This window comes from Caenimonas terrae, assembly GCF_042655405.1.
In the GTDB taxonomy this organism is placed as follows: Bacteria; Pseudomonadota; Gammaproteobacteria; order Burkholderiales; family Burkholderiaceae_C; genus Ramlibacter; species Ramlibacter terrae_A.
The window spans coordinates 1-14,189 of the sequence record NZ_JBHSMF010000002.1 but is presented as its reverse complement, the minus strand read 5'-3'; the positions used below and the strand labels follow the sequence as shown (position 1 = coordinate 14,189).

The following is a 14,189-nucleotide window of genomic DNA, read 5'->3' as shown; positions in this document are numbered from 1 at the left end:
CCAAAGGTACGGCCGGCAAGGGATGCGCTTCGTAGGAAGAAGCCGATGGAGGGACTGCGAAATTCGGCCATCCGGCGAGCCACTGCCGCGTGATTAGGCGCTGGCAAAGACCGGTGTTAGCATGCACCCGCCGTGACATCCTCCACACACACGCAAGAGATCCTCGACCAGGCCCAGAAGCTGATCGACCAGGGATGGGACACCAATCTGGTGACCGGATCGGTCACGCGCCGGCGCGACCAGCGCACCGGCCTGGTCGACGACAACGTGTGGAATGCGATGAAGTACCTGCAGGCCCAGAAGGGCTGGGTCCGCACGGCGCCGCAGCCGATCAGCCCCAGCGACAGCTGGGAGGCCTAGGTCCGGCGCCGGGGCGCGGCGGCTGTCAGCGGCCGCCGCCCAGCACGTGGCCGTTGACCGTCAGGCCGTACATCGAGTCGTCGCTGTCGTGGTACTTCTTGCGGGTCGCCGCGACCGAGCCGGCGAAGCGCGGGTCCTGCGGCCGCTCGTGGCTGTTCATGAACATCGCCACGTCCCACGCGTCCTGCTCGCTCAGCGTGCCGCCCTTGCCCAGCGGCATGTTGGCCTGGATGAACCCGGCCGCGTTGCCCAGCTGGTGCATGCCGGCGCCCCAGTTGAACGAGCGCGCGCCCCAGAGCGGCGGGAACACCTGGCGGTCGCCGCTGCGCTGGCCCTGGCCGTCGGCGCCGTGGCACAGCGCGCAGTTCTGCGCATACACCTGCTCGCCGCGCGCGTAGTCCGGCGCTTGCGCCGCCTTCTTCAGCTTGGGGTAGCCGCTGCCGGCCACCGGCGTGCCGACCGGCGCACCGGTCGCCAGCCAGAAGGCATAAGTCTGCAGCGCAGTGATGACCTCGTCGTCCTGGGGCGGCGCCTTGCCGTTCATGCTGTACTGGAAACAGCCCTGGATGCGCGAGGCCAGCGTGTCCACCTGCCCGGTCTTGCTGCGGTAGGCCGGGTAGTGGATGAACGATGCCCACAGCGGCGCCGAGCCCGCCTTGCGGCCGGCGTCGAGGTGGCAGTTGGCGCAGCTGAGGTCGTTGCCGACGTAGCGGGCGGCGAACTTGCCGGTGTCGGTGAAGACCTGCTCGCCGAGCCGGACCACCTTGCCGTACTCGCCCTGCGGAAAGCGGCTCTCCGGCGGCGGCTGGAAGACGCCTGGCCCGCTGCGCGCCGGCGCCGGCGCCGATCCGGCCGTTGCCGGCACCGCGGCGGCCGCAGTCGGGGCGGACGCCGCGGCGACGGTGGCAGCGGGCTTCACCACGGCGGCCGTGCGCAGCGACCGTTCGAACAGGATGTTCCCGCCGATCACCACGCCCAGCACGAGGGCCGACATCAGGCCCAGGAAGACGGCCAGCCCGCTGACGCGCGATGGCCCGGAGTTGGTGGATGCTGAACTCATGGCGTGGCCTTGCCTTTCTCGCCGGGCGGGGCGGTGCCGGCCGCCGCCGCGCCCAGGCCCGCGTAATAGGAACTGACGGCGCCGACATCCGCCGGCCCGAGCTTGCTGGCGACCGCCTGCATCAGTCCCAGCGGACCGGGCGGGCGCGTGCCGTCCTTCCAGGCCTGCAGCTGCGCCGCGATGTAGGCGGCGGGCAATCCGGCCAGCGGAGGGAAATGGGCGCCGACGCCGTTGCCGCCGGGTCCGTGGCACTGCGCGCAGGCCGGCACCTGGTCGGCCCAGCGCCCGCGGGTGGCCAGCCAGGCGCCGGCGTCGGCAGGGGTCGGCCGGGCCGCGTCGACGGCCTGCAGCGGCGGCGGCAGCTGGCTGTAGTAGAGAGTGACCGACTTCCGCTGCGCCGGCGTCAGGCCCTGGGCGATCGGCTGCATCAACGGGTTCTTGCGCGCGCCGCTGGCGAAGGCCTCGAGCTGGGCCTGCAGGTAAGCCTGCCCGGTTCCGGCCAGCCGCGGAAAGGCGGCGCCGCCCTCGCCGCGCGCGCCGTGGCAACCGGCGCAGGCGGCGACCGCAGCACCCGCGCCCTGGGCGGCGAGCTGGCGGCCCTGCTCGATGCTGCCGTCCTGGGCCCAGGCCGGCGTCGCCAGTCCGGCACAGGCCAGCAGCAGGATCAGCAGTTGCTTGTCGTCGCTCATCCGGGGTCCTTCGGCAGAGTGCGCATCGCTTCGACGCTGGAATCTTAGTCCGGCGGGGCGCTGCGTGCGGCCGCAGCTTCCCCTTGGCACGGTCTTGGAAGCTCAGCGCGGCCCGAAGATCGCGGCCAGTGCGCCTTCGGGCGCGCCGCTGCGCATCTGCACCAGGCCGGCGGCGTCGCGCCAGATCACGGCCGGCGTTGCGTGCAGGCCCCATTGCGCCATCAGCTTTTCGTTGGCGTCCAGCTTGGCCTGCACTGCCGCCGGAATGCTGGCCAGCGGCTTGACGCCCGAGTCGCCCAGCGGCCTGGGCCGCCCGGCAGCGAGGATCTTCGCGTTTTCCGCCGCGTGCCCGCGTTCGTGGGCCGCGAGCGCGGCCGACGGATCCTTGTCGGCCAGCAGGGCCGCTGCCTTGGCGCTGCTGGTGGGCGTCAGGATGCCCACCATGACGTGGCGCAACACCACCTTGCCGCTGTCGACCCAGGGCCTGGCATCGGACCAGAACTTGTTGCAGTAGGGGCAGTTCGGGTCGGTGAAGACATAGACCGTGCGCGGCGCCTTGGCCTGGCCGTCGGCGATCCAGTTGCTGGCTTCCAGCTGCTTCCACATGCCGGCGGCCATCGGCGCGCGCACCGCCTTGTCGAGGGCTTCGTGCGTGATGTTCCTGCCGTCGGCGTCGAGCATCGAGCCGGCGATCACGTGCTTGCCGTCCGGCGTCGCGTAGAGAGCCACCGGCTGCGTGCCGGCGTAGGCGGCCCAGGCGGTCAGCCCGCCGGGCGCCGGGAAGGTGCCGACGATGGTGACGCCCTGGCTTTCCAGGGCCCGCAGCGGCGCCGGGCGTTCCTGCGCGAGCGCGGGGCCGGCGCCGGCGGCCAGCAGCAGTGCGCCGGTGATGGTTCGGGAAATCAGGATGGTGCGGAAGGTCATGCAGGCTCGGTCACTTGGTTGGGGAAGAAGGGGATGCGGCTGCCAGCCGCTGGTCCAGCGTGGCCGGCGACAGCTCGCCGACCCGGGTGTCGACCAGCCGGCCCTGCGCGTCGAAGAACAGCGTGGTCGGCAGGGCGCGGTGGCCCAGCTGGATGCCGGCCTCGCCGCGCGCGTCCAGCAGCACGTTGCGCAGCGGCAGCCCTTGCGCCGCCAGGAAGGCCTGCACGGTGGGGCCGGACTCGCCCTGGTTGAGGAACACGAAATTCACCTCGGGCCGCTGCCCCTGGGCCTGCAGCAGCACCGGCATCTCGCGCCGGCAGGGCGGGCACCAGGTGGCCCACAGGTTCAGCACCGTGGGCTTGCCCTGGAAGTCGGCGAGGGCGACGGTCCGGCCGTCCAGCGCCTGCAGCCGCAGCGCCGGCAGGCGCCCGACTTCGCCGGACAACGCGCCCAGCACCAGCGTGCCCACCGCCCACACGATGGTGACGGTGCCCAGCGCCGCGGCCAGGGGCGAGCGCAGCGGCGCACGCCGCAGCCCGCAGGCGATCGCATAGATGGCCGCCGCGGCGAAACCCGCCAGCGGGGTCCAGCCGCCGTCGCGGACGTCGAGGATCTGCAGCGGTGCCTTGAGATAGGCGTCGTGGAATTGCAGGACGAAGGCCAGCCGCGCAGCGATCGCGCCGACCGCCAGCAGGCGCCACAGCAGCGGCTCGGGATCGACGCCTGTCCGCCGGCCCAGCGCGCGGCCGGCGAACAGGCCCAGGGCCAGGGCCGCCATGGCCAGCAGCAGGGCGAAGGGGAAGGCCAGGGGGCCGAGCTGGAGCGTCTGGTTCATGAGGGCTTTCCGGGGGCGGGCTGGCGCTGCAGCAGGTCGGCCGCGCTGAACTCGCCGACCAGGCGCGAATCGCGCCGCTCCAGTCCCTGGCGGTCGAACAGCAGCACGGTGGGTGGGCCCATCACCTGGTGGCGCTGCATCAGCGCGCGCTGGGGCGCATCGCTGGCGGTGACGTCGGCCCGCAGCAGCACCACGCCCTGGAGCGCCTGCAGCACCTGCGGGTCGGCGAAGACCTGCTGCTCCAGGGTCTTGCAGGAGGTACACCAGTCGGCGTAGTAGTCCACCAGCGCCGGCTTTCCGGCGGCCCTGGCGGCGCCCAGCCGCAGCTGCAGCACCTGCGGATCGGTGATCGTTTCGAAGGCCGGTCGGGCCGCCGGCAGCGCGCCGGCCCGGGCGGCGGCCACCGGCGCCAGCGGACGCATCGGATCGGTCGCGCCCGCCGCCGCGCCCAGCACCAGCGCGCCACCCCAGAGCCCGGCCAGCACCGCGCCGGACCGCAGCAGCACGCGCGCACCGGTTGCCGCGGCGGCATGCGGCGCAAGGGCGATGTGCCATAGCGCCAGTGCCAGTCCCACCAGCAGGCCGCCCCAGAGCAGCAGCACCACCGGTTCGGGCACGACCCGCGCGGCCATCCACGCAGCGGTGGCCAGCAACACGAAGCCGAAGCCGGCCTTGACCCGGTCCATCCACGGACCGGGACGCGGCAGGTAGCGCGCGCCGACGGTGCCCAGCACCAGCAGCGGCACGCCCATGCCCAGGCCCAGTGCCAGCAGCAACAGCGCGCCCTGCACCAGGTTGCCGCTCTGGGCGATGTACAGCAGCGTGCCGGCCAGCGGCGCCGTCATGCAGGGCCCCACCAGCAGCGCCGACAACACGCCCATGCCGGCAGCGCCGCCGATGCTGCCGCCGCGGCGCGGCCCGGCCGTGGCCAGCCGGTCGCGCAGCAACGCCGGCAGCTGCAGCTCGAACAGGCCGAACATCGGCAGCGCCAGCAGCACGAACACGGCGGCGAAGGCGAGCACCGTCCACGGGTTCTGCAGCAGCGCCTGCAGCCCCGCGCCGGCCATCGCGGCGGCCAGGCCGAGCGAGGCATAGACCGCGGCCATCGCCAGCACGAAGGCCAGCGACAGCGCGAAGGCGCGGCGCGGCGTCGCCTGGCTGCCGACCACGATGCCCGAGACGATCGGCGCCATCGGCAGCACGCAGGGCGTGAAGGCCAGCGCGATCCCCGTCAGGAAGAACAGCGGCAGCGTCCACAGCAGGCTGCGTTGCGCCAGCATGCGGGTGATGCCGCTGTCGCCTGCGCCGGCGGTGCCGGCGGTCGCGGCGGGCGGCGCCGCGCCGGCGCCCGGCTGCAGCGCCACGGTCCGGTGTTGCGGCGGATAGCACAGGCCCGCTTCGGCGCAGCCCTGCCAGCTCACCTGCACCGAAGTGGCCCGGCCCGTGTCCACCTGCAGGCTGACGCGGTCGTGGTAGACTTCGACCTGGCCGAAGTTGGGGTCGGCCTTGGACTGGCCGGCCGGCCGCACGATCGGCCCCAAGGCTTCGCCGGGCCCGGCCGTGACCGTCAGCCGGTCGCGGTACAGGTAGTAGCCCGGCGCGATGGTCCAGTTCAGGGCCAGCCCGGCGCCGCCGGCCGGCTGGTCGGCCGCCAGCTGGAAGGCCTGCTCCGGCTCCATGAAGCCTTCTTCGGCCTGCGATGCGGCGGCCGCGGCCGCCAGCAGCACACCGAGCGCGAGGCGCGCCAGTTGGCGCCGGAATGGGGAAAGGGTTGTCATGGCTTGCGGTCGGGTGGCAGCCGGCAGTATCGGGGCCGCCGATTAAGCCCGCGTTAACAGCGTGCGCCGCTCCCGTGCCATGCTGCGGGTGCGACAGCCCTGGAGAAATTCGCTTGCATATCCTGTTGATCGAAGACGACGCGCTGGTGGCCAGCGGCATCGTCGCCGGCCTGGGCCTGCACGGCTTCACCGTGGACCACATGGACAGCGCGCGGCGGGCGGAAGCGGCGCTGGCCGCGTCGCAGTTCGATGCCTGCGTGCTGGACCTGGGCCTGCCTGACGAGGACGGCATGCGCCTGCTGGTGCGCTGGCGCGAGCGCGGCGAGACGCTGCCGGTGCTGGTGCTGACGGCGCGCGATGCGGTGGCGCACCGGGTCAAGGGCCTGCAGGCCGGCGCCGACGACTACCTGCTCAAGCCCTTCGACCTGGACGAACTGGTGGCGCGCCTGCACGCGCTGTTGCGGCGCAGCGCAGGCCGCAGCGCCGACCGCATCGAGCATGGGCCGCTGACCTTCGAGCCGGCCACCGGCGAGGTGTGGCTGCGCGGCCGCCCGGTGGAGCTGGCCCGGCGCGAGCTGGCCCTGCTGCGCACGCTGCTGCAGCACCCGCGCCAGATCCTCAGCGCCGACCAGCTGCGCGACAGCCTGTACGGCTTCGCGCAGGAGGTGGAGAGCAACGCCGTCAACGTCCACATCCATCACCTGCGCCGCAAGCTCGGTGCCGACATCGTGCAGACGGTGCGCGGCCAGGGCTATCGGCTGGGAAGCGCCGGATGACCAGCCTGCGCGTCAGGCTGCTGGGAATCATCGGCGCCTCGCTGCTGGTGTTGTGGACGCTGGTGGCGGTGTGGATGTTCATCGACCTGCGCAGCCAGATGCGGGCCGCGCTGGACCAGCGGCTGGCCGCTTCGGCCCGCATGGTCGCCGCGCTGGTCGGCCAGTTGCCGGCCACGCCGGGGCCGGCACGGCCGCCGGCCGGGCCGCTGCTGGACGTGGTGGCGCGCGACGGGCTGGCCTGCGAGGTGAGCCTGCTGCGCGGCGAGGTGATGCCCGAGACGGTGGCCAGGACGGCTTCCAGCCCGCGCATGGCGGAGGTCGCGCCGGGCTACAGCACGCAGACCTTCGGCGGCAAGCAGTGGCGCACCTACGTGCTGCAGCAGGGCGGCATCCGCGTCGCCACCGCGGACCGGCTCGACGTCCGCGAAGGCCTGATGCGCGACATCGGGCTGGCGGCGGCCGTGCCGTTCGCGGTGGCGCTGGCCGGCAGCCTGCTGCTGCTGTGGTTCGCCATCGGCCGCGGGCTGGCCCCGATCGAAGCGATCCGCCGCCAGCTGGCGCGGCGCCGCCCCGACGACGACGCGGCACTGGCGCCGACCGCGGTGCCGGCCGAACTGAGCCCGCTGGTGGGCACCATCGGCCACCTGCTGGAGCGGGTGCGCGGCGTGATCGCGCGCGAGCGCCGCTTCACCGACGACGCGGCGCACGAACTGCGCACCCCGCTCACCGCGGTGAAGACCCACCTGCAGGTGCTGGGCCTGGCCCTGGAGCGCGATCCTGTCGGCCCGGCCGTGGCGCAGTCGCTGGCCCACGCCAGCGAAGGCGTGCTGCGGATGCAGCGCACGCTGGAACAGCTGCTGCTGCTGGCCCGCCTGGACGGCGACCTGGACAGCCAGGACGGCGAGCAGGCGGACGCGTACGAGGCGGCCGGCCAGGCGGTGCGCGATGCCGAGGCCGGCAGCGGCAACCCCGGCCGGGTGCGGTTGGCCGCAGCAGCAGGGCCGCTGGCCGTGGCGGTGCCGCCGATGCTGCTGGTGTCCGCGCTGCGCAATCTCCTGGACAACGCGCTGCGCTACGCGCCGGATGGCAGCCCGGTGCTGCTGGAAATCGACGCAGCGGACGGCAACCGGATCCGCTTCACGGTGCTCGATCGCGGCCCCGGAATGACGCCGGCCGAATGCGCCCAGGCGGTGGAGCGCTTCTGGCGCCGCAGCAGGACGCCGCTGGGCAGCGGCCTGGGCCTGTCGATCGCCAGCACGATCGCCATGCGCTACCAGGGCGAGGTCCGGCTGGCGCCGCGGCCCGGAGGCGGGCTGCGGGCCGAACTGATCCTGCCGGCCGCAGCGGAGTGAGCAAGTCCCCTTGAGCTGAATCGCCATGTTGATGGATCGGCCGGCACCCTGCATGGCCAGACAGTGGAACAGCTGACCCGCGACGGCGACCGACATTGCGCTCGCGCCGCTATTTCTCCTGTGGCCCATCCTGCGCCGGCGGCTCGGTGGCCATCTCCTTCATCCGCCGCACGATCTCCTCCTCCGACGGTGCGGCGCCCGGCGTGCCTGGCGCGCCCGCGGCCGGCGCTTGCGGGTCGAGCCAGTGCACCACGGCCGGCGCGGCGAACACGGTGGCCGCGACCAGGACGATGGCGCCCAGGAACGGGGCCAGCGCCGCCAGCAGCGGGCGCAGCGCCACCTGGGGCAGCCCGGAGCGGGCCTGCGTCATCAGGATCGCGTAGCCCATCGGCGGCATCAGAAAACTCAGTTGCAGCACCAGCAGCAACAGCACCGCCACCTGTTGCGCGTCGTGCAGCTGCACGATCAGCAACGGCGCGACGATCGGGATGATCACGAAGATCATCTCGAACGCGTCCAGCACCCAGGCGCACAGCGCCACCAGCAGCAGCACCAGCACGCTGGTCACGTGCGGCGGCAGCGGCGACTGCAGCACCTGATCGGCCAGCCAGCGGTCGGTGCCGAACAGCCGGAACACCAGGCTGAAGGTGGTGGCACCGACCAGCAGGGCGAACAGGGCGCCGCTCAGGGCCAGTGTTTCCAGCAGCACGGAGCGCCATTGCGGCCGGTCCAGGCAACGGCTGGCCAGCGTTGCAACCACCAGCGCGCAGCCGCCCGCGGCCGCCGCCTCGACCGCGAACAGCCGCCCGGTGAAAACGCCCGCCAGCAGCCCAAGGATGGCGAGCACGGCCACCGCGGCCAGCCCGACCCGCCCCGCGGCGACCGGCACGGTCGCAGCCGAGGCCCCGGGCTGGCGGCCCTGGCGCCAGGACAGGACAGCCCACAACAGCAGCACGCCAGCCGCCGGCACCAAAGCTGCGTGCAGCACGTCCTGGGTGCTGACGACGCTCTGCCCGCCCAGCGAGAAGCCGGGCGTGTTGCTGGCTTCGGTGTGGGCGCGCAGCATGGCGTCGCCCAGCAGGATCAGCACCAGCGAGGGCGGCACCACCACGCCGATGGTCGCGGCGGCGCTCACCAGGACCACGGCTCGCGCTGGCGCGAGCCCGCGCAGCCGCGGCGCGACCAGCCGCGACAGCAGGGACGAGCTGGAGGCCACCGAGCCGTTCATCGGTGCCACCAGGGCGCCGACCGCCAGCGCCGCCAGCGAGGGACCGGCGCCGGTGCGCCCGAACAGGCGCGCCGCCGACGAGTAGAGCGCGTCGGCCAGCGGCAGCCGTTGCAGCAGCACGCCGATCAGGACATACAGCGGCATCGCCTGCAGCAGGTCGTGTTCGAGCAGGTTGACCACCCGCGGCGCCAGCGCCTGCAGGATCGCCGCGTCGAAGGCAGCGGTGGCCACGCCGGCGACGGCGAAGGCGCTGGCCACGCCGGTGAGCAAGGCCCACACCGGCAGTCCGGTCGCCACCACCAGCACGCCCAGCGTGAGCAGCATCCACAGGCCGCCCGTGCTCATGGCGCGGCGCGGCGCCGGTGTTGGCGCAACAGGCTCGCTGCAGCGTCGACCAGCACCAGCAGCGCAAGCAGCCAGAGCGCCCAGCGGATCAGGAAGTAGCCGGGCGTCAGCGTCTCGCCGAATCGTTCGGCCTGGCGCAGCGAGGCGATCGCCGGGCCGGTGCCGGCCCAGAGCATGAACAGCGCCCAGGGCGCGGTGCACAGGAACAGCAGCCAGGCCCGCAGCCGCGGCGCCAGCGCCCGGGGCCGGTGTGCGCACAGGTGGGTGCCGGCCCGGCTGGCCGCTGTGACGGCAACTGCCATGTAGAGCGCGAACAGGATCTGGGCGATGTCGTTCGCCTGGCGCGAGAACGCCTGCACCAGGTCGCGCAGCGGCCACTGGGCCAGCAGCAGGGCCGCCAGCGGCAGCACCAGAAGCGCGGCCCCCAGGGTCAGCCGGCGCATCATGCAGCGCCCGGGGGGCAGGGTGGAGCGGGGATGAGTTGCATGCGCGTGGGCTCTTGGCAGCCGTCATTGTCGCGGCGCCGGCCTGCCCTCAACCTGACGGGTGTCCGCACCGCGCGTGGCTTCATGTTTCGAGGAGCCTGGGCGGCAGGCGCGAAACCGTTTCGAGATACGCGTTCAGGCGCTGCAGTTCGGCGTCGAAGCTGGCCATCGCCACGCCCAGGTCGGCTGCCTGACCCGCCGCGGCTGCCTTCTCGATGCGGCAACCGGCCTCGCCCAGCGAGGTCGCACCCAGCATCAGGCAGGAACCCCGGATGCGGTGCGCGAACTGGACGACCACGGCGTAGTCCTGCGCTGCGAAGCCCTCTCGCAACGCCGCCGCATCGGCATCGTTGGCCTGCCGCAGGTCCAGCAGCATGTCGGCCTGGGCCGCCGGGTCGCCACCGGAGATTTCCGCCAGCAGCGCGAGGTCGAGCAATCCCCGGCGCTTCGGCAGAGCCGGTGGAAGCGGCGCGGCTGCCGCAGCCCGCTCCGTCGGCCCGGCCTCCCCACCCAACGGAACCCAGCGCGCCAGGATGGCGCTGAGGTCGGCCAGGCTCGCCGGCTTCACCAGGCAGGCATCCATGCCCACGCTGAAACAGAACTCGGCCGCCGACGGCAGCGCATTGGCAGTGCAGGCGACGATCGGAACGCGCTCGCCCGTGCCGTGCGACTCCGCCGCGCGGATGGCGCGCGCCAGCTGGTAGCCATCCATGACGGGCATGCTGCAGTCGGTGATGACCGCGGCAAAGCGGCCGCTGCGCCACGCGGCCAGCGCCTGCGCGCCGTCTTCCGCGATCTCGGCCGCGTAGCCCAGCGCCGCGGCCTGCCGCAGCAGCACGGTGCGGTTGGTGGGGTGGTCGTCGACGATCAGCAGCAGGCTGCCGTCTGCCTGCGCCGCTTCCACCGACGGTGCGATCCGGCGCCCGGCCACCAGCCTCCTGAGCGCCTCGTGGTCCGAGTGCTCCGGCCGCAGGGCCCCGGTCGCCTTGCAGACCTCGAACGGCAGCCGCAGCACCATGCTGGTTCCCACGCCGAGCTCGCTCTCGACTTCCACCGCTCCCCCCATCAGCTCGGCCAGCCGCCTGCAGATGACCAGCCCGAGTCCGGTGCCGCCGAACTTGGCACTGGTTTCGGCCGCCGCCTGCACGAACGGCTGGAACAGGCGGTCCACCTGCGCCGGCGTCATGCCGATCCCGGTGTCCCGCACGACGAAGCGCAGTTCCTCCATCTCGTCGCGCCAGCCCATCAGCTCCACCGAGACGTCGATCGAGCCGGCGGCGGTGAACTTGATGGCGTTGTTCAGGAAGTTGTTCAGGATCTGCCCGAGCCGCAGCGGATCGAACGACAGCAAGGGACTGATGTGCGCCGAGATGTCCGTGCGCAACACCAGCTTCTTGCTGGAGATCACCTGGGCGTGCAGGCGGCAGGCATTGGTGACGACCGACGCGACCGAGCCGGCCACCAGGTTCAGCTCCAGGCTGTTGGCCTCGATCTTGGAGAAGTCCAGGATGTCGTCGATGATGCGCATCAGGGACGTGCCCGAGTCGCGCGCCACGGTGAGGGTCGATTTCTGGCCGTCGTCCAGGTCGCCCAGTTCCAGCAGCTCGAGCAAGCCCAGCATGCCGCTCATGGGCGTGCGGATCTCGTGGCTCATGGCGGCCAGGAAATCGGACTTGGCCCCGCTGGCCAGTTCGGCCTCCGAACGCGCCAGGGTCAGTTCCGCGGTGCGCTGGCGCACGCGCGACTCGAGGTCGGTATTGAGTACGCGCAGCGCATCCTGGTCGCGCTTTCGGTCGGAGACGTCCTGGGCCATGATGACGATGCCGATGATCTGGCCCGTGTCGTCCCGGTACGGCACGCGGTCTGTCTGCATCCAGACCTCCGGCCCGGGCCGGGAGCGCATCTGCCGGATGAAACCCAGTTGGGGTTCGCCGCTGCGAATGACCTCCTGGTCCGCGAGCAGCGACGCGGCCGCGTCTTCGGGGAAGATCTCGGACGCCGACCGGCCTTCGACCTCGGCCACCTCGAAGCCTCCAAGCTGCGCTCCCCGCCGGTTGATCCGCAGGATGCGGTTCTCCGTGTCCTTGAACAGGATGGCGGCCGGCGTCAGGTCGAACAGCACCTGCAGTTCCATCTTCTGCTGCCGCAGCTCGCGGTTGGCGCGCAACACCTCCAGCTCGGCGAGCTTGATGTCGTGGATGTCGGTGCAGGTGCCGACCCACTTGAGCACCTGTCCGGCGGCACCGCGCTGCGCAATCCCCCGCAGCAGCCACCAGCGGTAGGCCCCGTCGGCGCGGCGCAGCCGGCATTCGAGCATGTAGGTGCTGACCGTCGTCGTGGCCAGCTGCCACGCGTCCCAGGCGCGCTGCTGGTCCTCCGGATGGAAGGGCTTGTTCCAGCCATGCCCGCTGCTCTCGGCCACAGTGAGGCCGGTGTAGTCGCTCCAGCGCTGGTTGAAGTAGATGTTCCAGCCGTCGGGCCGCGTCATCCAGACGATCTGTGGCATCGACTCGGCCAGGGCGCGGAACTCGGACTCGCTTTCGCGCAGCGCCGTTTCGGCCCGCTTGCGCTCGGTGATGACGTTGGCCGAGGGGATCAGGAAGATCACCTTGCCGGCCTCGTCGCGCAGGGGCTGCAGCGAGAAGTCGATGTCGATCAGCTCCTCGCCGATGCCCTGCACGCGCACCTCGTACTGCGAGGCCTCGCCCTGGGCCGCGCGTTCGATCGCGGCGCGCAACTGCTGCTGGACTTGCGGCGAAACGCACCACCAGGGCGTCTCGGCGAAATGCTTGCCCAGCACGTCCCGCGCCTCGATCCCGACCGCCCGCAGCGGCGAGCGGTTGATCTCGACCAGCACGCCGTCGGGCGTCAGCAAGCCCACGAACATGGCGGGCCCGAGCCCATCCATCAGCAGGCGCAACTGGCGCTGGCTGCGCTGCACGGCCTGCGCCGCCAGCTTGCGCTCCGTGATGTCGAGCACCGTGCCGCGCACGCCGCTGATGCGGCCGACGCGGTCCCGCACGGCCTCGCCTCGGGCCAGGATCCAGCAGGGCCTGTGGTCGGGGCGGACCGCCTCGACCTCGATTTCGAAGGGCTCCCCCTGCTCCAGCACCCTGCGGCTCGAGCTCAGTAGCAGGGCCAGGCTGTCCGGGGTCATGATGCCCGCGCGTCCATCCAGGCTCGGCACGCCGAGGGCGGGGTCGCGGCCGAACAGCTCGAAGGTTTCTTCCGACCATTCGAGCGCGCCGCTTTTCGTGTCCCGGAACCACGTGCCAAGCCGGGCGAGCCGCCTGGCGTTGCGCAGTTCCAGTTCGTGCGGCCGCAGCACCAGGGGCCGGGTGGCAAGCACCGCCACCGCCGCGACGGCCAGCGCCAGCAGCAGCACGACGATCACGTCGCGCCACACGGCGGCTTGCGCCCCGGCCGCGAGAGCCTGGACGTCCGCGCCGCTGATCGCCCACAGGACCGTCTGGCCCCGGAAATGGACCGCGCGGGCGCGGTACACGCGCGGCACGCCATCCAGCCCTGGCAGTTCCGCTTCCGCGCGCGTCAGCGCTTGCCTGCGGACAAAGATTTCGCTGGCGGCGAAGTTCTGGCCAGGCTGCAGTTCGGGGCTGTCCGAGCTGCTGCTCACGAGCACACCGCTGCGGTCGAACAGCTCCAGCGGCAGCGGCAGCTCGGGCTGCCGCGGCAAGCCGGCGACCACCGTGGCGGCGGTCAGCCCCACGACCGCCACCGCCGTGACGCGCCCATCGGCTCCCAGCACGGGGACGGCCAGTTGCAGGCCGGCCTTCCCGCTCATCCGGCCGATCGTGAACCCGCTCAGAACCGGTTGCCTGGTCTGCAGCGCCTGCTGGAAGTACGGACGATCCGCCAGGTTGTTCGCCCGTGCGGGATACACCGCGCTGCACAGCATCTGCCCGGCCGGCGAGACGATCGCGAGGTTCGAGATCCGGGGGCCCGCGACCGCCAACGCACGGCGCAGGGCGGCGTCGCAGCCGTGTTGATCGAGTTCCAGCGCGCCCATGGCCTGTGCCACCGTTTCCGCGCTGACGAAATCCTGCTCCAGCCGCCGTTCCAGCGTGTCGGAGAGCTGATCGACCTGCGCCAGGCCAGCGGCGCGGCTGCGCTGCGATTCGCGCTGGAAGTCCAGGCCCATGAGGAGGAAGACCGGCAAGGTGCAGAGCAGGGCGAAGCAGACCAGCCTGGCGTACACGGACCCCCATGGTTTCGCCGGGTCGAGGAAGCCCGGGCGCTTCATGAACCTTGCGCCTCGATGGCCGGGAACACGTCCGGCTAGCTGTGAAGCTTCAATAGGTTGTATCCGGTGTTCATCCGGATTGGGTTTGAGAGACTG

General features: G+C 72.2%; 11 protein-coding genes. 3 read left to right on the top strand and 8 right to left on the bottom strand.

All coding sequences use genetic code 11. The annotated features are described in order from the left end of the window. The first annotated feature begins 132 nt into the window (after nucleotides 1–132). Nucleotides 133–360, top strand: coding sequence for a hypothetical protein (locus ACFPOE_RS00060; protein WP_376847949.1), 228 nt, complete (start codon nucleotides 133–135; stop codon nucleotides 358–360). A gap of 25 nt (nucleotides 361–385) precedes the next feature. On the opposite strand, the gene ACFPOE_RS00055 is transcribed toward ACFPOE_RS00060, so the two are convergent. From ACFPOE_RS00055 to dsbD, 5 genes are all read right to left on the bottom strand, one after another. Beyond that, nucleotides 386–1,279: a c-type cytochrome gene (locus ACFPOE_RS00055; protein ID WP_376848778.1), complete on the bottom strand. Its 894-nt coding sequence runs from the start codon at nucleotides 1,277–1,279 to the stop codon at nucleotides 386–388. A gap of 137 nt (nucleotides 1,280–1,416) precedes the next feature. Then, entirely contained in the window at nucleotides 1,417–2,109 is a 693-nt protein-coding gene (locus ACFPOE_RS00050) for a c-type cytochrome (protein WP_376847948.1), read from the bottom strand. Between the two features lie 102 nt (nucleotides 2,110–2,211). Next, nucleotides 2,212–3,033 (bottom strand): thiol:disulfide interchange protein DsbG, encoded by an 822-nt coding sequence (gene dsbG / locus ACFPOE_RS00045; protein ID WP_376847947.1) that lies wholly within the window; start codon nucleotides 3,031–3,033, stop codon nucleotides 2,212–2,214. A gap of 10 nt (nucleotides 3,034–3,043) precedes the next feature. Then, nucleotides 3,044–3,868 (bottom strand): prolipoprotein diacylglyceryl transferase family protein, encoded by an 825-nt coding sequence (locus tag ACFPOE_RS00040; protein ID WP_376847946.1) that lies wholly within the window; start codon nucleotides 3,866–3,868, stop codon nucleotides 3,044–3,046. Then, nucleotides 3,865–5,646 carry a protein-disulfide reductase DsbD gene (gene dsbD, locus ACFPOE_RS00035; protein WP_376847945.1) on the bottom strand — a complete coding sequence of 594 codons (1,782 nt, stop codon included), beginning with the start codon at nucleotides 5,644–5,646 and terminating at the stop codon, nucleotides 3,865–3,867. The genes ACFPOE_RS00040 and dsbD overlap by 4 nt, the downstream gene beginning before the upstream one ends. A gap of 113 nt (nucleotides 5,647–5,759) precedes the next feature. Between dsbD and ACFPOE_RS00030 the strand changes: the two genes are divergently transcribed. After that, a complete protein-coding gene (locus ACFPOE_RS00030; RefSeq protein WP_376847944.1) occupies nucleotides 5,760–6,422 on the top strand; it encodes a response regulator in 663 nt (220 codons plus the stop codon). Then, entirely contained in the window at nucleotides 6,419–7,774 is a 1,356-nt protein-coding gene (locus ACFPOE_RS00025) for an ATP-binding protein (RefSeq protein WP_376847943.1), read from the top strand. The genes ACFPOE_RS00030 and ACFPOE_RS00025 overlap by 4 nt, the downstream gene beginning before the upstream one ends. A gap of 109 nt (nucleotides 7,775–7,883) precedes the next feature. Here ACFPOE_RS00025 and ACFPOE_RS00020 read toward each other — a convergent pair whose 3' ends face one another. From ACFPOE_RS00020 to ACFPOE_RS00010, 3 genes are all read right to left on the bottom strand, one after another. After that, nucleotides 7,884–9,347, bottom strand: a complete 1,464-nt coding sequence (locus ACFPOE_RS00020; protein ID WP_376847942.1) for a TRAP transporter large permease subunit — start codon at nucleotides 9,345–9,347, stop codon at nucleotides 7,884–7,886. Beyond that, nucleotides 9,344–9,790, bottom strand: a complete 447-nt coding sequence (locus ACFPOE_RS00015) for a C4-dicarboxylate ABC transporter substrate-binding protein (RefSeq protein ID WP_376847941.1) — start codon at nucleotides 9,788–9,790, stop codon at nucleotides 9,344–9,346. Before ACFPOE_RS00015 ends, ACFPOE_RS00020 begins: the two co-directional genes overlap by 4 nt. A gap of 124 nt (nucleotides 9,791–9,914) precedes the next feature. Further along, entirely contained in the window at nucleotides 9,915–14,093 is a 4,179-nt protein-coding gene (locus ACFPOE_RS00010; RefSeq protein ID WP_376847940.1) for a PAS domain S-box protein, read from the bottom strand. Nucleotides 14,094–14,189: the final 96 nt, after the last annotated feature.